We start from the raw sequence: 16,300 nt of genomic DNA on the forward strand, positions 1-16,300 counted from the left end.
GATGAGGCGATCATTTCGCACCTGATTTTCGCAGGTGAAATGTCCATTTCGTTCAAGAAAATTTTGAATTACTCACTCTATTTCGATGATCTTTATCAAATGCTACAAATGTTTCCTGGAAAAGGAACTAACGAGCAAATGCCGAGCAAAACAATTTCAGGCTTCGAACTCGACGACTTCCATAGAAACGTTCCCGATGATGAGCTGATTGCTGATCTCGTTCGGACGTCGCAGCAGTTAGGCAAAAACAAAATTACGTTCCGCGAGTACAATGTGAATGGAAAGTATCACAGCAGCACCGCGACCGTCAGATTTGGGTCGTGGCTCAATGCACTCAAGAAAGCTGGCCTGGAAAAAACGAAGAACCGAAATGTACCAAACGAGGATTTGTTTAGAAACGTCGTGGCTGTATGGAGCAAGCTTGGTCACCAGCCGAAATTCAGGGACCTCACTAGGGACACATCCGAATACAGCGCTACAACATATGCTAACAGATTTGGCAGTTGGACGAATGCGCTGCGGGAATTTGTTGCTTGGGCAAATGATGAAGGAGTAACGCCAGAACCTAGCGAATTCCCACAACCTAAATCTCGAAAGACGCCGAGAAATGTGAATTGGAAACTGCGAGCACAAGTGTTGATGCGCGATGGCGCACAGTGCAAACTATGTGGTGCATCACCGAGGGACGGCGTTAAATTGCATGTGGATCACATCTATCCTTGGTCGAAGGGTGGGGAGACCACTATAGATAACCTCCAGATTCTTTGCGAGGTCTGCCATATCGGAAAATGCGATATGGCTGACTCGCGCATTGCAGAAATCAAGTAGTTCCCGCGAACCTTTGTCTTTACGAAAGTGCCAGTCGCTCAAGGCTCCATCATGAAACGCGGCGTGTCGGCCAATCCGGGGTGACGCCTTAAGCGACAAGCCCTTCTCGCCGGCGGCTGTCTGGCATATTTGTACCAGAGCGACGATGCCTAAACGGCGCGCATCACTGTGAAGCCTGCGACTCGGGCGAGGCTTGGCCACCGCAGCAACGCGGGTTACTCTTCAACGATCAAGGAAAGGAGCGCATTATGAAAGTCCTGATGGTTCTTACCTCCCACGACCAGCTCGGCAACACGGGGCGCAAGACCGGCTTCTGGCTGGAGGAACTGGCGGCGCCCTATTATGTCTTCAAGGATGCAGGCGCCCAGATTACCCTCGCATCGCCCAAGGGTGGGCGCCCGCCGCTCGACCCCAAAAGCAACGAGCCGAACTTCCAGACCGACATCACCCGCCGGTTCGAGAAGGATGCCGGCGCCAACGCCCAGCTCGACAGGACGGCGCGCCTCGATAGCGTCAAGCAGGAAGACTACGATACTGTCTTCTACCCCGGCGGTCATGGGCCGATGTGGGATCTCGCCGAAGACAAGAACTCGGTCAAGCTGCTGGAATCCTTCCTGGCCGCCGGCAAGACCTTCGCAGTGGTCTGCCACTCAACCGGCGCGCTGCACCATGTCAAGACCCCAGACGGCAAGCTGCTCGTCGAGGGCAAGACCGTGACCGGCTTCACCAATGGCGAGGAAGAAGATGTTGGATTGACGAAGGTGGTGCCGTTCCTTGTCGAAGACGAACTGATGAGCCTCGGAGCCACCTTTTCCAAGGTCAAAAACTGGGGCGTTCACACGGTCGCCGACGGCCAGCTGATCACTGGCCAGAATCCGGCCTCGTCGGGTCCGGCTGCCAAGCTTCTGATCGAGACGCTGAACAAGAAGGCGAAATAGTCAGGCCAACTGAACTCGCGGGGCCGCTGCGCGCAATAGGACAAGGTTTTTTCGCCATTCCACAAATAAAAGGCCGTACTTTGTATGCGGGCTTGTAAGATTTTCCGGCCCGACCTTACAAAAACGTTTCACGTGAAACATTTTTGTAAGATTGCGAGGCAAAACCGGACAAAACTGATGGCTGAAACATCTCACAGCGTCTTCAAAAATCCGGCAAAACGCATGAGGCCTTCCGGCCAGGGCCCGTGACCGCTTTCGATATTGATGTGGCCGGAATGGCCTGCGTCGGCCAGCTCCGAACCCAGCACCCGCGCGAGATCCTCGCTGTCGGCAAAGGAGGCATAAGGATCGTCCCGGCTTGCGATGATTAGCGAAGGGAAAGGGAGAGGTTCGGCGGGTGGAGTCAAGAACGCCGGATCGATGGCATCAAAGGTTTCGAGCACCTTGGCCGAGGGCGGGGCGACAAAAAAGCCGCCCTTGACCTTGCCGTTCACAGCTCCTTTCGCCAAAAGAGGCGCGGTATGCGCGACCGCGAGCACGCCAAGGCTGTGAGCGACGAGAATGACCGGGCGCTCCGCGCGCGCGACCTCCTCGACGATGCGGTCCCGCCAGGCATCAAGACTCGGGTTCTCCCAATCGGCTTGCGCGACGCGGCGCACCGCGGGGATCTTGGCTTCCCAGCGGCTTTGCCAATGATCGGGACCGGACCCCCCGTGCCCGGGTATAATCAGAATGTCGGCGTCGGATGAGCGCATGGGTTAGCCGGCAACCGCTGCCCCGGCGGGTGCTCGCGCGAGTTCCTTGGTCAAGGCGACAAGGAAGGTCTCGTAGAGCGAGGTTTCGACCGTTTCGAACTCTTTCGATTTTGTTGCAAAATCCGGATCGCCAGCTTGCAGGAAAGCCTCGATATCGGAGAGATGCTTGGTCTCCTCGGCCAAGAGGCCGCCAAGCTTTCGGGCGATTTCCGATTCGCCGAGCGCGTTCTTATAGATCCCATAAACGTCGAGCGCCCGCCGCTCGACAAGCCATGTCACATAGCCGTAGGCGAGAGAGACGCGCTCCTCCGGCGAGCGGTCCGCGAAGGCTTCATCGCAAAACTGGTCGAGGTCTTGAAAATAATCATTGGCCTCTTCGCCGCAGAGCAGAACTTCGGGAGCGTAGGAATCAAAAGCGGCGCCGCCCAATTTGATCGCCAGTTTTTTCAGACCGAGCGCATGGCGGCCTTCTTCGCAAGCATGGCCAAGGATCGCGGCAGTCAGAGCCTCGGCATTTTGGCTTTTCACGATCTTGCGGAAGCCGACATATTCCAAATAGGAAAATGTGTTGAGCCAGCGCGCGTGCAGTCCCGGCTCCGCGACGATTGTGGCGACCAAATCTTCCAGACGATTGTTCGTTTGCATGAGAGGCTTTCCACTTGGGTGACGCTGCGGCCTTCAACTCTCGCCGAAGACACGCTCAAAAATGAAATCGATATTTTTCAGATGATAGGCAAGATCGAATAGCTCTTCGAGTTTGGGCGCGGCAAGCACCTTGCGCACCTCCGTGTCGTTTTTCAAGAGCGTCAGAAAATCGCCTTCGCCGCGCCACACCGGCATGGCGTTGCGCTGAACCAGCGCATACGCTTCCTCGCGGCTCACGCCCTTTTGAGTTAGGGCAAGCAACACGCGCTGCGAATGAATGAGACCGCCAAGGCGCTCCAGATTTTTTTTCATATTGGCAGGATAGACGACGAGCTTATCGATCACTTGGGTCAGCCGCGCGAGCGCGAAATCGAGTGTGACCGTCGCGTCCGGCGCGATCATCCGCTCGACCGAGGAGTGTGAAATATCGCGCTCGTGCCAAAGCGCGACATTTTCCATGGCAGGCATAGCCATGCCGCGCACGAGGCGCGCCAGCCCGGTGACGTTTTCGCTGAGCACCGGATTGCGCTTATGGGGCATGGCGGACGAGCCTTTCTGCCCTTCCGAAAAAAACTCCTCCGCTTCCAGCACTTCGGTGCGCTGCAGATGCCGAATCTCGGTCGCCAGCCGTTCCATCGATGAGGCGATCACGCCGAGTGTTGCGAAGAACATCGCATGCCGGTCGCGCGGAATGATCTGCGTCGAGGCGGGCTCGACGGCAAGGCCGAGCTTTTTAGCGACATGGGCTTCGACGCGCGGATCGATGTTCGCAAAGGTGCCGACGGCGCCGGAAATCGCGCAGGTCGCGATCTCTTTCCTTGCGTGGACGAGACGCTCGCGGGCGCGGGAAAACTCCGCATAGGCTTGCGCGAGTTTAAAGCCAAATGTCATCGGCTCCGCATGGATGCCATGCGAGCGGCCGATCATCGGTGTTAATTTATGTTCGAACGCGCGGCGTTTCAGCGCCGCCAGCAAAGCGTCGATGTCCGATAAAAGAATGTCGGAGGCTCGCGCGAGCTGGACGGCGAGACATGTGTCCAGCACGTCCGACGAGGTCATGCCTTGATGGACAAAACGCGACTCCGGCCCGATGAATTCGGCAAGATGGGTCAAAAAGGCGACGACATCGTGATGCGTGACCTTCTCGATCGCATCGATCCTCGCCACATCGAACGTCACATGGCCAGCCTTCTCCCAGATCGCCTTGGCAGCCTCCTTTGGGATGACACCAATTTCGGCCAGCGCATCGCAGGCATGTGCCTCGATCTCGAACCAAATGCGAAAGCGGGTTTGCGCTTCCCACAGGGCGGCCATTTCGGGACGGGAATAGCGGGGGATCATACAACGCGCTCATTGGATTGAAGATCCGGCTGGCCTAGCATGGCGGAGCGGCCGGAGCAAAACAGGTGAGGATCCTGCAATGTCTTAGTTTAAAGTTCTGCTGCGGGCAAAGAACGGAGATTTGCCCCTGATTTCTGCACCCAATAAGTAGATGATATGATTGACACAACTTTGAGGTGTAATATTTTCGAATTATGCAGTATTCGGGAAGAAAAGAATCCGTTGCCATTTTAGCGGCATGCCATTCCAGCCCACCGGAGCAGAATTTTCTTTGAACAGATCCCAATTTCGTCCGTCATGAAATCGGCTCGCCTCGTTTGTAATTTCTCTAAATGCAAACCTATGCCTCAGCATGTTATCGCCAGACTCAAGATGTGAGACATAAAACTTGATGGACACGATGCGATCCGTGTTCCGCATAAACTTGAGGCCAATGTCCACCATTTGAACAGCCATTGCGACGTCGGCTACCCAGCTCTGGGGCACTTTCATGAATATGATGCTGGGGCGGTCATCAGGAAGCTGCTTTCGTGCCTTCTCCAGCGAATTTAGGATACTCTGTGGATTGATCTCCGTCGTCTCGCATTTGCATTTCGCGTCCGCAGGTACCGCAAGTCCATCTGGGTAAAACAACTCAATATCGTAATCCTTCCCCTTCGTCTGTTGCGGAATGACAAATTGGAAATGGATGTCGTTGATATACAAGAACCGTCCGAAGTCCAGTTCGGCGCACGTTGACTCTATTTTCCCTGCTGCTGTTTTCATCTGCGCTATACAAGCATCGAAGCCTTCAATGTGTTGAAGATTAAACAATATCTCAGCAAGGTCGATTACGCGGAAGACTGTAGCTGCTCGACGGCGGTCAGACGAAAAGTCCATGCGCAGAAAGCTGGACTTTGGAGCATCATAACGTATGTGTGATTCGCACCATTTTCGTCCAAGAAAATGCGCAATGACTGTATTTGCGATGGAAATCGTCCGCTCGTTGTCGTTACTTCTGACGTCATCCCGCAAGGTCGAGACTAGCTTATGTAGGTCATCCACATTGATCCTTCGTGGTACGTCGATCATGGGGTTCAATGCGTTTTGCGCCGAGCGTTTGCCTTCTCCAGCGATGGGCGCTCAAAGCCGGGCGGCGATGCTATACCATCACAACACGTGGGCACAGACCGAGAAGATTTCAATATCTGTCGCTCGTCGCTTGCCCGCATGAGGATTGCTTCAAACGTGAAGGGGCGGACGCATACAATGGAGGAGCCACGACAATCCAGCTACGTCATCGCTTACATCAGCGTCAACGGCTTAATTCTTGTTGTTGGGCATTTTCTGCAATTGGATTTTGTTGCGTTCGTACTGGTGAGAATGTTCGCGGGAGGTGATGCGCGTGCTTCTTGACCGGAAGCCGACATCACCCAGTCAGCTAGCGAACGACATGGGCATGACGCGAGGAGCGATCACCAAGCTGGCTGACCGGCTTCTCGCCAAGGGACTAATCGACCGGGAGGCCAGCCCGGATGACGGGCGTTCGCACACTCTTCGCCTGACTGCACAAGGCGCGGATTTGGTGCCCAAACTGGCGGCGCTCGCTGATGAGAACGGTGAAGAGTGCTTCGGCCACCTATCTGACAGAGACCGCAGCGCCATGCTGCGAATTCTCAAAGAAGCAGTCACCCGGCTGGGCCTCACCGCCATACCGATTGACTGACAAGTCCTACAATCAGGAGCAACCCAAAATGAACGACCACCTTACCAAGATTGCCCAGACGTGTCTCGACGGGGCGGAGAACAACACCATGACCTTCCCCGAAATTGTCGGAACGCTGATGCAGGAAGGCTTCGAAAGCTATGCGATCGACTACCGCCGTGCGACGGCAACCTACTTCTTGCCAGACGGCGACAGCATTTTGCTCCCAACGCGGAAGCAGCGGCCTAATCGCACCAGCTCTAAACACCGCCGCTATTCAGGCCGCCATCAAAGAGGCGCAACAGCTTGTGCCGGGCTACACTTACGCGGGTTTCTGCACGAAAGTCATGGCGGGAGGATGTGCGGGCTACATCGTCTCCTTTACCGGCAGGCGTGCTGTCTACTTCGGTCGCACCGCCGAAATTCACGTCGAACATTTCCCTCAGTAGGAGCTAGTGTTATGGTCGCCCACATCATCAGCTTTGTGCTTCAAAACCTTCCCGCTCTGCTGTTTGTCGTTGCCCTCTTGGTCGCGGCGGCTCGCCGTCGTCACGGGCCTGCCGCTGAGCGTTTCCTGTCGTGGGTCCTATTGCTACCCATTGGCGTAACAGGGCTTTGGGCCGGGGCTTTTCATGTCTTTTTTCCCGCCACCGCTGCAAGGCTCATTGGCTGGGACGTGAGCCCGTTTCAGTTCGAAGTCGGCATGGCCGATTTAGCCATCGGCGCGACCGCCGTGATCGCCTTTTGGCGCGACCTGAACTTCAAGGCGGCGGCTGTATGCGCCGCATCCATTTTCCTGCTCGGCGATGCCGTCGGACATGTCAAGCAGATGCTAATTGCGGGCAACTTTGAACCCGGCAACGCGGGCGTCCCATTCTACACTGACATCATTTGCCCCGTGCTGGCCATTGCTCTTTTGATCATCGCCAAACAGCGGATTGCGTTGCAGAAGTCTTAATTTTTGCACTACTGGACAACCCATTTCGACTCGAAATCTGAAAATGCAAATTGAGGCCATACCGTTGGCGCTATGTAGCCACTAGAGCAATAGCCGATCATGTTGCATCGTATCCTGCGGCGGCGAAGTAGTTTTTGCATTCCGCTGGAGCGAACAGATCGATGATGCGGCCGATGGCGTCCCAGAGGCCGCCGACGGTTCGCTCGGCAGCCTTACGCAGATGAGCCTTCAGCTTGGAGAAGGCATTCTCGATCGGGTTGAAGTCCGGACTGTAAGGCGGCAGGTAGAGAAGGCTGGCGTCCGCCGCCGCGATCATCTCCCGCACTCTTGGCCCCTTATGGCTCGACAGATTGTCCATGACGACGATGTCGCCCGGCCGCAGGTCTGGAACGAGGGCCTTGTCGACATAGGTCTCGAAAGCGTCGCGGTTGATCGGCCCGTCCAGCACCCACGGCGCGATCATGCCGCGCGTCGTGAGGGCGGCGACAAAAGTCGTGGTCTTCCAGTGGCCATGGGGCACGCCGACGCGCAGGCGTTCGCCGCGCCGGCAACGGCCATGCGTGCGGGCCATCTTCGTCGAGGCCCAGGTCTCGTCGATGAAGACGAGGCGGTCAGGGTCGAGATCGATCTGCCCGTCGAACCAGTCCTCGCGCCGTTTCAGGACGTCGGGGCGATCCTGCTCGCTGGCGTGCGCAGTCTTTTTTTGCGCGTGATCGCATGACGCGCGAAGAAGCGGCGGATCGTGCCATAGCCGACGACAAGCCCCTTGTCCGCCAGCGTTTGGCGTAACTCCTCGATGGTGATGTCGGGCGTCGCCTCGAGCACGCAGAGGACTGTGTCCTTATGGGCGTCGATCCGGCCCGACCGACGATCCCCGCCGAGCGCCTTCGGACGCGCGTCACCCCGTTCCCGCGCAAGCTTTCGCCAGCGGCTGACGCTCGATGCGCTGACCGCGAACCGCGCGCCGGCTTCGCGATGGCTTAGACCCTGCGCAACCGCGGACAGTACACGAACCCGAAGATCGAGAGACAAGGCTTTCGACATGCCTGCCGGCCTCCTTGCTCCGGCAGACAGTTTGAATCACCTCAAGCCCGATTCGGGAATCCCTTCAGATTCATTCAGGTCGGATACTGCTCTAGTCGAGGCCGTCATTATCTGGCTTTATCTTTGTCGGCCTTCAAACGCTCGATCTCGGCGCGGATTGGTTGGAAGGGGCCATATTTATGCTGGGCCTCAGAAAAATGATCGGCGTAAGGCCCATAGGCGGCATCGACTGGTTTATCGAGCAGATCCGGCGAAAAGTCGTTCTCGAGCCCGGTTTTGTGCGGCCGCGCTTGCGATTCGACATAGGCCGCCACATCCCAGGCCTCTTCGATGGAGAGCATCGGGTTCCGGTAATCGGCCCCATGCGGCATGTTGGAATGAAGAAAATCCGTCAGCGTGATGAGCCTTGCCATCCCGGCGCCATCGTTGAAACTGTCGTCTCCCCAGAGGGGCGGAACGGCGTAACCAAGGCTCAACGCTTGCGGGCTTCGCGCGATGCCTGAGCCATTGGTATTGTGGCAATCGAGACAGGCGCGGGTATAGACGAGCTTTCCATGTTTGGGATCGGCGGGGCGATCGAGTTCGGGAATCGTGCCCGCGCCATGCCCCGGAACGTGCTCGCCTGGCGTGAGACCGGTCGAGAGGAACGTGATGTAAGCTTTGAGCGCTTGCATTTCCGGAGACGGGACCGGCAGCGGGCGCCCGTTCATGCTCCGCGTCATGCAGGAATTCACGCGGTCTTCAATCGAGATCTCGGCGCCCATCCGAGCGCTGTAGCGCGGGAAATCCGAGGAGAGCCCGTAAATCGGCAGGCCAAATTTTTTCGTTCCCGCTTCAAGATGGCAATTGCCGCAGGCGAGGTTGTTTCCGGCGAAGCGCGTGTCCCTGTCGGGCGCGTGCGGTCCGAGAAAAGCATAGGTCATCAGAATAAGGTCGCGGCCGTGCCGCACGAGCTGGCCATGCGGATCATCGGGCAAAGCATCAATGTCGGGGATGGTCCAGACAGGGAGAGGTTCCTGGTCCTTTGCTTGACCCTTCTCGATGGCGGCGGCAGCGATAATGAGCGCGCAAAACCCCGCCAGGGCCACGAGGCCGACGCGGACGATTCTCATTGAAATTCTGACCTTCGAATCGAACTGTGGCAAGGGTCCAAGGAAATCTCACCGTATTCTAGCGAGTTGATGCCGCCTTTGCCAGCTTGGCAAAGCACCGGGAAAGGGCAGGGGCGTTGCCTCGTAAACCGCGCGGGCGATGGCCCGCGCCAGACAGCCGCTCGCGCAATGACCGATCTCGGTCTTGTCGATGATCGTTGCAGCGGTTGCCGAACTTCCTGTCGCGGCAGCAAAAATCGTGTCGCCATCCATCGGCGCATGCGAAGGGTGCAACGCGCGGGCCATGCCGTCATGCGCCATGATGGCGAGGCGTTTGGACTCGGCTTTGGTCAGCGCCGCGTCGGTCGCGACAATGGCAATTGTGGTATTTTGCGGCGCGCCGCCCTTGATACGAAATGCGAGCGCGTCAGCGGGCCAGGGCGAGGGCAAACCAAGGCCGCCAAATTCACGATTTTGTTCATAAGGGGCGGCCCAGAAATGCGGGCCTTCGCCGATGGTGGCCCGGCCAACCGCATTGACCGCAACGAGGGCGCCAACGACAAAACCGCCGGAGGTCATCGCGCTCGCCGAGCCGAGGCCTCCCTTGAGATCGACGGTGGTGGCGCCAAAACCCGCGCCTGCGGTGCCCAGAGCGAAACTTTCGGCGGCGGCGGCGGCCGCCTGGTATCCCAAATGCCAGTACACCGGCTCGCGCCCAAAATTTTTATCACCGCCATTCAAAAGATCGAAAAGCGCCGCCCCCGGCACGATCGGCGCTTTGATCTCCAGCACCGGGAAGCCGCGGCCGATCTCACGCAAAAAAGCGATGACGCCACCCATCGAATCGAGGCCAAAGATGGAGCCCCCCGAAAGAACCAACGCATCGACACGGTCAACCGTCATCTCGGGTTCGAGCAAAGCGGTGTCACGCAAGCCCGGTGCGCCGCCATGGATCGCAATCGAGGCGACAGCGGGAGAGTCGAAAATTAGCGCCGTGACGCCGGACGCAATCTGTTCGTCATGCGCATGACCCACGCGAAGGCCGGGTACATCGGTGATGAGATTTTTCAATCTTGCCGCACAGCAACAGAGCAATTGTATTTTCGAGTATCGAAATTTCCCCCGGCAAGGTCAATGGTTGTACCGCAAAGTTGCATGATGCTTAACAGAGAGTTTGTGTGTTCGCTGCTATGTACGCTGTTCAATCATTTTACATAGCGCACGCTTCATAATGTCTCGGCGCGATAGCTTGACCATCACTTGCACGGATGTCTATGGTCGCCGCGTTTTCAATCCTCGCTGAAGCGCGGCGAGGCTCTCTGCTACGCGCTCATAAAACGCTAACCTACCAAGAAGAGGCGGCGGACAATGGTACGAGAATTTCAATATCGCGGGGAAACGTTCAGGGTCAACGCACATGGCATCGCAGGCCATGAAGAAGTCTTCATCATCTATCTCGTTGACGGTGAAGAGTTGGAAGAAACCTCGATCGATCGCATGACCGAGGAAAACGACACGAGTGCCCCGCTCGAAGACATTTGCGTCATGCTCTGCGACCGTCTCATCGATGAGCGGGAGATCGTTTGTTCCGCTCCCGAATCCGGGTTCATCTGGGTCGAAGGAAAAGTTCTCGCCCAGGTTCACAACGGCATTCAGGACCATCATTGATTGATGGAACACAGAGACCAGCGCCGGCGATCTAGCAAGGCTGCTGGCGCCGGCGCCTTCTTGCACCTCCATTGAAAGGCCAAGGGACAGTGTGCGCTTGCCGCCCATGCTTTTGGGCGGCCGGGTGTCCTTGGCATTTTTCTTGCGGTAATTCCTCGAATCTGCTCCCGGACGCTTGTCCTGTTGTCGGTTTCCCGACCCTCCGTTGACACAACCGCACTGACGCGTCTGGGACATATTCATGACGGATATGGAAGAGCTGAAAAAGCGCAAGATGCCACTCAATCTGGCCATCGTGCATGTGGATCCCGATGCGTTCATTGAACATTTCATGGGCTGGCTGGAAATTACCGCGTTTATAACCGCGCAACGGGCTGGCGAAGCTGACATCCCCGCGGATGGGATCACCCCGAAATTGCCGCCGGAAAAGCTGAGAAACGGCGGTGTCCATAATGTCGGGAACGATGCAATCTTCGCATTTTGTATGACAGCGGCGATGCAGGGCGACAAACCCGCCGTCGACAAAGTGGAGGCTGCTCTGACCGAGTCGATGGGGAAAGAATTCCCCGGATCTTTCGGTCTATGGCATTTTCGCGGGGTGATCGACGCGCCGGTGACGTTGGAAGATTTTGTGGGCCAGGCGGGCAAGAAATTGCTGTCTGGCGATCCGCCGCCGCCGCCGCTTCGCGCAAAGGAAAATTGGAATACGAGTTTGCGATTCTTCGAAAAGGCCCGCAAAACCAATTTCGTTCACGAAGTCATGTATCCCCTGGCGAGATGGACCCGCGAGCGCTGGACAGAAACCCAAGAAAAAGGTGTGGCGTTCCTTCATCACATTGAAGACAATCTTCCCGTCGTGCGGGAGGTCTTGGAAGACAGCCGCAACGATGAGCCCTTCGTTGCCAACCTATTGTTGAAAGTCGCTCCCGCCGTGGATATGGAGCTCAACGAAGAATATCAGGGATATCTGCGATCCTTGGCGCGCCGGGCTTAGGTTTGATACTCACGACGACCCATAGCGATTGACCACCTCGTGCGCGATCTTGCCGCCCTCGGCGAGAAACCGGCTGATGACGGCTTGGGCGTTCTGAGTGCAGACATGATAGGTACGCTCATAGTCATGAAAGCCCCGGTTGTAGCTGCCCGCCAGCCGCTCTTTCTTGGCGGTGGTCTTGGCTTCGGCTTCGAGGAGCGTCTGCATCTTCGCGCGCCAATCGCCGGAAGGCTTGGAGCCGCAGAGGTCATCGAGATAGGTCAAGGCGCCGAGGATTTCGGCGAGCCTTAGCATTTCGGGATCATAGGGAGCCGGCGGGCCCTCCACCGCTGTCGCGGGAGCCCCGCTTGGTGTGTTGGGCGCGGGTGTCGCCGCGATCGCTTTTTTGGGCTTGGGCTTGCTGGGCTTGGCTTTGCTCGTTTGGGATTTATGGGGCGCCCCGGATGGCGCCGCCGCAGGCGGCGGCGATGGCTTGCCGAACCCGAAAAGAAAATCGAATTGGGCATTTCCCGGCGTTGGCGCAATCCCCGCGCAAAAGGTGGCCACCACGATGGCGCTAAGGGCGTGGCGGGATTTGGTGCGGACACCCGCGAAGATCATGGCTGCCTTCATTGGCTCGGTCTCAAATGTGGCGCACGCGGGCGCGCGAGCAATTTTTCCGCCGCGTCCACCACAGTGGCGAGCCCCGGTGTGCAGTCGAGAGCGGCGAGCCGTGATGGCGCGGCCCAGATGGTCTCATTTGCTTCCGCTCCCGGCGTGGCGTCCCCAGCGATCCATTCGCCCGCGAATGAGGCGATCACATAATGATGGCGGATTTGGCCCAAACTGTCGCGATCGATCGATTCCACAAGTTGATTGAACGCGGCGATCCGCGCTTCAATCCGCACTTCCTCACGCAATTCGCGCAGCGCGGCGTCTTCCAAGGTTTCACCGGCCTCGACGAGGCCGCCGGGCAATGAAAAAACTCCCGTGAAGGGCGGGCGGACGCGTCTGGCAAGAAGCACAAGGCCATCCCGGAACACGGCCAAGCTCACGCCAAGGCACGGGCGCGTAGGATATTCCCGCGCGGAGCCGGACGCATCAGAGGGGCGCGAACGAGCGGGGGTCATGGATAAAGGCGCTCCTTATGCCAGGCAGTTTGCTCCGTTTGCCGCCGGAAGACGATACGGTCGTGCAGCCGGAAGGCCCCCTCCGACCAGAATTCGAGATAGAGGGGCGAAATCCTGTAGCCGAACCAATGGGGCGGCCTTGGAACTTCGCTGAGGGCGAATTTCGCGGCGAATTTGGCCGCCGCGGTCTCCAGGGCGAACCGGCTTTCGAGCGGCCGCGATTGCTGGCTTGCCCAGGCGCCAATCTTGCTCTGCAAAGGCCGGCTGGCGAAATAGGCATCCACCTCGGCGCCACCCACAAGGGTCACCGGGCCGCGCAAACGAACCTGCCGCCGCAGTGATTTCCAGTGAAAAACCGCCGCCGCGTGCATGTTTGCCTGCAGCTCCTGTCCCTTGGCGCTCTCCGAGTTCGTATAAAAGACAAATCCGGCGGGTGTTGCGTCCTTGAGCAGGACCATGCGCACATCCGGCAGCCCATCGGCGCCGGCCGTCGCCAGCGCCATTGCGTCCGCATCGCTCGGCTCGCTTTTTTTGGCGTCTTCGAACCAGGAGGCGAACAAAGCAAATGGCTCGGCGGAGCCGGTAAAGTCACCACTCGTTAACTCGTTCAACGTACCCTCCAGAAGAGCCAATTTTAGCAGGCAGCGGACTTGTGACAGTATATGAAATTCGCCGCGAAACGACGGCATCCGCTTGGGGCGAGGCCTTTTAGCATGGCTTGCGGGGGTCGAACCATTGTTTGGTATTCCTGGTTGCGGGCCGTGCCGCTCGTCCGCGCCGGCGGCCTTGGCTGTGCGCTGGCTGTCCTCGCCGGATGTTCCATGTCGTTTCCCATTTCACCCTTGATGACGCCGTCCTCCAAGGAGGATGTCACCGGGACCATTACGAAGGCATCGATTGCCAATCTTCTCGAGCCCGAGGATTGGCGCCGCGCCAAGGCGGCGTTGTCGACCGCCCTCGACCCGCAAGGCAATGGGTCGCTCGTCGGTTGGGACAATCCGGAATCGGGCAACAAAGGTTCGTTTATCCCGGTTGGCAAACCCTATCCGTTGGAGTCCGGGATTTGCCGGGTCTTCCTTGCCGAGCTTGACCGGAAGGGGGCCGAACAATCCATCCAAGGCACCGCTTGCGCGGACACCAAGGGCGAATGGACGATCGCCGAAGCCAAACCCTGGAAAAAGGCGTGAACGCCGATTGGCTTCCGCAAGGGCCAAGTTTCCAATAAAAACCTTGCGGCGGCCGCGCCGCCATCCCAAGTTGAGGGAGCACACTTGCGCTCGTGCCAGCGGGCGAGCGCGACAATGGGATGATCGATGCGTGATCCGTATGTGGTTCTGGGAGTTGAGAAATCCGCCAGCCTGGCCGATGTCAAAAAGGCTTTTCGCAAGCTCGCCAAGAAGTATCATCCAGATCAGAGCAAGGAGCCAAAGGCGAAGGAGAAATTCGCCGAGGCAAACTCTGCCTATGAAATTTTGGGCGACGAGAAAAAGCGTGCTGCTTTCGACCGGGGCGAGATTGATGCGGAAGGCAAACCGCGTTTCCACGGGTTTGAGGGGTTTGGCGCGGAGGGGCCGGGCTTTGGCCGCCGCGCGCAAGCCGGCGGCCCCGGGTTCCAGCATTTTGAGTTCAATTTCGGTGGCGGTCAGCCGGGTGGAGCGGCGGAAGGATTGAACCCGGGCGATATTTTCTCCGAGCTCTTTAGTGCGGGGGCAGCCGCCGGGCGCCGGCGTGGCGGGCGTGGCGCCGCCGGGCCTCCGCCACGCGGCGAAGATGTGAGCGCGGTCGTAACGATCACTCTTGCCGAAGCGGTCAAGGGGACCACCGCGCGCGTCACTTTGCCGACGGGCCGCACTTTGGAAGTGACCGTCCCGGCCGGGATTGAGGATGGCAAGCAAATCCGCCTGAAACGGCAAGGTCATCAAAGCCCTCTCGGCGGCGAACCGGGCGATGCCATGGTCACAGTGCAGATCGCCAAGCACCCCTATTTCCGGATCGAGGGGCGCGATCTGCGGCTTGAGTTGCCGGTAACCCTCTACGAGGTGGTTGTCGGTGCCAAGGTTAACGCGCCGACCCTCGACGGCACGGTGGAACTGACGGTTCCTCCCGGGTCGAATGGCGGGCGCACTCTGCGGCTGCGCGGCAAGGGACTGCCGAATCCCCAAGGGCCGGCTGGAGATCTTCTGGTGACCTTGAAAATCGTTCTGCCCGATGAGACGGACAGCGAACTTGCGGGCTTGATGCGCAAATGGGAAAGCCAAAAGCCCTATAATCCACGCGCCGGCATGAAGTAACCACGACACCAAGCCGCGCGGCGGGACAACCGACGAGCCGCGAAGATGCGCTGCGTAAGGGGATATTGCTCATGACGCAAACCGGGGCGGACGAGGCCATCCGAGAACCGTTTGATGCGCTGGCCCTGGCGAAGGAGCTTTTGCGCTCAGTCCGCGCCGGGGCGCTGGCGACCGTGGTTCCGGGTCAAGCGTCCCCCTTCGTCAGTCTCGTGAACGTTGCGACGGCGCCGGACGCAAGCCCCATTCTGTTGCTGTCGGAACTTGCCGCCCATACGAGGCATCTTGCCGCCGATCCTCGCGTTTCGCTGCTTCTTGCGCGAACCGGTCCCGGCGATCCTCTCGCGCATCCGCGTATCACCCTCGTAGGGAAGGCCGGGCGTATCGACGATCCAGAACGCCGCGCGGCCCTGAAGGAGCGCTTTTTGGCGAAACATCCCAAATCGGCGCTTTATGCGGATTTCGCCGATTTTTCCTTTTGGCTGATGGCCATGGATGAGGCGCATTTGAACGGCGGTTTTGGGCGTGCCGGCCGTTTCGAGGCCAAGTCTCTCGTGACTTCCCTTGATGGGGCGGGAGCTTTGGTCGCGAATGAGGCGCAGGGGCTTGGGCAACTGAATGCCAGCCATCAAAGCGCACTCGCGCGGTTGGCGGCCACGCGCGCTGGCAAGTCCAATGGGGACTGGCATGCAACCGGGATAGATCCCGAAGGCCTCGATCTCGCTTGTGGCGATCGAACCGCTCGCGTCGTGTTTCCGGGCCGCGCCCAAAGCCTCCAGGAAGTTTTCGACATTGTGCCTCTTCTTGCGGAGCGGAACGCGAACAGCCTGGAGCCAGGCGCTTGAAGTCATTGTGCCGCGCGGCGATTGGCGCTTTTTTGAGCTCTAATTCTGTCACCAGTGTCGTATAAGATTTGCGCTACAGTTCATAGCAACGCGCCCTTCTCGCCGGCGCATC

The 16,300-nt window shown here is 58.4% G+C and carries 19 protein-coding genes and 1 pseudogene; 10 read left to right on the top strand and 10 right to left on the bottom strand.

Going from position 1 to position 16,300, the window contains the following annotated elements:
- The first annotated feature begins 39 nt into the window (after positions 1-39).
- Together QEV83_RS12840 and QEV83_RS12845 are read left to right on the top strand one after the other, a co-directional pair.
- Positions 40-828 carry an HNH endonuclease gene (locus QEV83_RS12840; protein WP_280128119.1) on the top strand — a complete coding sequence of 263 codons (789 nt, stop codon included), beginning with the start codon at positions 40-42 and terminating at the stop codon, positions 826-828.
- Between the two features lie 248 nt (positions 829-1,076).
- Complete coding sequence (locus QEV83_RS12845) at positions 1,077-1,766, top strand: type 1 glutamine amidotransferase domain-containing protein (RefSeq protein WP_280128120.1); 690 nt, start codon at positions 1,077-1,079, stop codon at positions 1,764-1,766.
- Between the two features lie 191 nt (positions 1,767-1,957).
- Here the strand turns inward: QEV83_RS12845 and QEV83_RS12850 are convergent, their stop codons facing one another.
- The 4 genes from QEV83_RS12850 to QEV83_RS12865 all read right to left on the bottom strand — a co-directional run bounded on the left by QEV83_RS12850 (position 1,958) and on the right by QEV83_RS12865 (position 5,578).
- On the bottom strand, positions 1,958-2,521 hold the full coding sequence (locus QEV83_RS12850; protein WP_280128121.1) for an alpha/beta fold hydrolase: 564 nt from the start codon (positions 2,519-2,521) through the stop codon (positions 1,958-1,960).
- A gap of 3 nt (positions 2,522-2,524) precedes the next feature.
- Positions 2,525-3,166 (bottom strand): hypothetical protein, encoded by a 642-nt coding sequence (locus tag QEV83_RS12855; RefSeq protein ID WP_280128122.1) that lies wholly within the window; start codon positions 3,164-3,166, stop codon positions 2,525-2,527.
- Positions 3,167-3,199: 33 nt separating this feature from the next.
- Positions 3,200-4,507 carry an adenylosuccinate lyase gene (purB, locus tag QEV83_RS12860; protein ID WP_280128123.1) on the bottom strand — a complete coding sequence of 436 codons (1,308 nt, stop codon included), beginning with the start codon at positions 4,505-4,507 and terminating at the stop codon, positions 3,200-3,202.
- Between the two features lie 192 nt (positions 4,508-4,699).
- Positions 4,700-5,578 carry a hypothetical protein gene (locus QEV83_RS12865; protein WP_280128124.1) on the bottom strand — a complete coding sequence of 293 codons (879 nt, stop codon included), beginning with the start codon at positions 5,576-5,578 and terminating at the stop codon, positions 4,700-4,702.
- Between the two features lie 307 nt (positions 5,579-5,885).
- On the opposite strand from QEV83_RS12865, the gene QEV83_RS12870 reads away from it, so the two are divergent.
- From QEV83_RS12870 to QEV83_RS12880, 3 genes and pseudogenes are all read left to right on the top strand, one after another.
- Positions 5,886-6,212 carry a MarR family transcriptional regulator gene (locus QEV83_RS12870; protein WP_280128125.1) on the top strand — a complete coding sequence of 109 codons (327 nt, stop codon included), beginning with the start codon at positions 5,886-5,888 and terminating at the stop codon, positions 6,210-6,212.
- Positions 6,213-6,240: 28 nt separating this feature from the next.
- A pseudogene (locus QEV83_RS12875) lies at positions 6,241-6,640 on the top strand (DUF1398 domain-containing protein).
- Positions 6,641-6,651: 11 nt separating this feature from the next.
- On the top strand, positions 6,652-7,149 hold the full coding sequence (locus tag QEV83_RS12880; protein ID WP_280128126.1) for a DUF6790 family protein: 498 nt from the start codon (positions 6,652-6,654) through the stop codon (positions 7,147-7,149).
- Positions 7,150-7,246: 97 nt separating this feature from the next.
- Here the strand turns inward: QEV83_RS12880 and QEV83_RS12885 are convergent.
- The 3 genes from QEV83_RS12885 to QEV83_RS12895 form a co-directional block, all read right to left on the bottom strand.
- A protein-coding gene (locus QEV83_RS12885) for an IS630 family transposase (RefSeq protein ID WP_280128127.1) occupies positions 7,247-8,193 on the bottom strand; the annotation gives its coding sequence in 2 pieces (ribosomal slippage) (positions 7,247-7,857 and positions 7,857-8,193; 948 coding nt in all).
- Positions 8,194-8,300: 107 nt separating this feature from the next.
- Positions 8,301-9,305, bottom strand: coding sequence for a c-type cytochrome (locus QEV83_RS12890; RefSeq protein WP_280128128.1), 1,005 nt, complete (start codon positions 9,303-9,305; stop codon positions 8,301-8,303).
- 48 nt (positions 9,306-9,353) lie between these two features.
- On the bottom strand, positions 9,354-10,355 hold the full coding sequence (locus QEV83_RS12895; protein WP_280128129.1) for a P1 family peptidase: 1,002 nt from the start codon (positions 10,353-10,355) through the stop codon (positions 9,354-9,356).
- A 297-nt stretch (positions 10,356-10,652) separates the two neighbouring features.
- Here QEV83_RS12895 and QEV83_RS12900 point away from each other — a divergent pair, with 297 nt between their 5' ends.
- Both QEV83_RS12900 and QEV83_RS12905 read left to right on the top strand, forming a co-directional pair.
- The gene (locus QEV83_RS12900) at positions 10,653-10,952 is read left to right on the top strand and encodes a hypothetical protein (protein ID WP_280128130.1); all 300 of its coding nucleotides are present in this window, start codon (positions 10,653-10,655) and stop codon (positions 10,950-10,952) included.
- Between the two features lie 241 nt (positions 10,953-11,193).
- Positions 11,194-11,946 carry a hypothetical protein gene (locus QEV83_RS12905; RefSeq protein WP_280128131.1) on the top strand — a complete coding sequence of 251 codons (753 nt, stop codon included), beginning with the start codon at positions 11,194-11,196 and terminating at the stop codon, positions 11,944-11,946.
- Positions 11,947-11,955: 9 nt separating this feature from the next.
- On the opposite strand, the gene QEV83_RS12910 is transcribed toward QEV83_RS12905, so the two are convergent.
- From QEV83_RS12910 to pdxH, 3 genes are read right to left on the bottom strand one after another with little or no spacing between them, the layout of a single operon-like run.
- Entirely contained in the window at positions 11,956-12,558 is a 603-nt protein-coding gene (locus tag QEV83_RS12910; protein WP_280128132.1) for a TIGR02301 family protein, read from the bottom strand.
- Positions 12,555-13,055, bottom strand: coding sequence for an NUDIX hydrolase (locus tag QEV83_RS12915; RefSeq protein WP_280128133.1), 501 nt, complete (start codon positions 13,053-13,055; stop codon positions 12,555-12,557). Before QEV83_RS12915 ends, QEV83_RS12910 begins: the two co-directional genes overlap by 4 nt.
- Positions 13,052-13,666 carry a pyridoxamine 5'-phosphate oxidase gene (gene pdxH / locus QEV83_RS12920; RefSeq protein ID WP_280128134.1) on the bottom strand — a complete coding sequence of 205 codons (615 nt, stop codon included), beginning with the start codon at positions 13,664-13,666 and terminating at the stop codon, positions 13,052-13,054. Before pdxH ends, QEV83_RS12915 begins: the two co-directional genes overlap by 4 nt.
- 102 nt (positions 13,667-13,768) lie before the next feature.
- Between pdxH and QEV83_RS12925 the strand changes: the two genes are divergently transcribed.
- The 3 genes from QEV83_RS12925 to QEV83_RS12935 all read left to right on the top strand — a co-directional run bounded on the left by QEV83_RS12925 (position 13,769) and on the right by QEV83_RS12935 (position 16,188).
- Entirely contained in the window at positions 13,769-14,242 is a 474-nt protein-coding gene (locus QEV83_RS12925) for an RT0821/Lpp0805 family surface protein (RefSeq protein ID WP_280128135.1), read from the top strand.
- Between the two features lie 126 nt (positions 14,243-14,368).
- Entirely contained in the window at positions 14,369-15,346 is a 978-nt protein-coding gene (locus tag QEV83_RS12930; protein WP_280128136.1) for a DnaJ C-terminal domain-containing protein, read from the top strand.
- 71 nt (positions 15,347-15,417) lie between these two features.
- The gene (locus QEV83_RS12935) at positions 15,418-16,188 is read left to right on the top strand and encodes a pyridoxamine 5'-phosphate oxidase family protein (RefSeq protein WP_280128137.1); all 771 of its coding nucleotides are present in this window, start codon (positions 15,418-15,420) and stop codon (positions 16,186-16,188) included.
- Positions 16,189-16,300 lie beyond the last annotated feature (112 nt).

It is taken from the genome of Methylocapsa sp. D3K7, assembly GCF_029855125.1.
GTDB lineage: Bacteria > Pseudomonadota > Alphaproteobacteria > Rhizobiales > Beijerinckiaceae > Methylocapsa.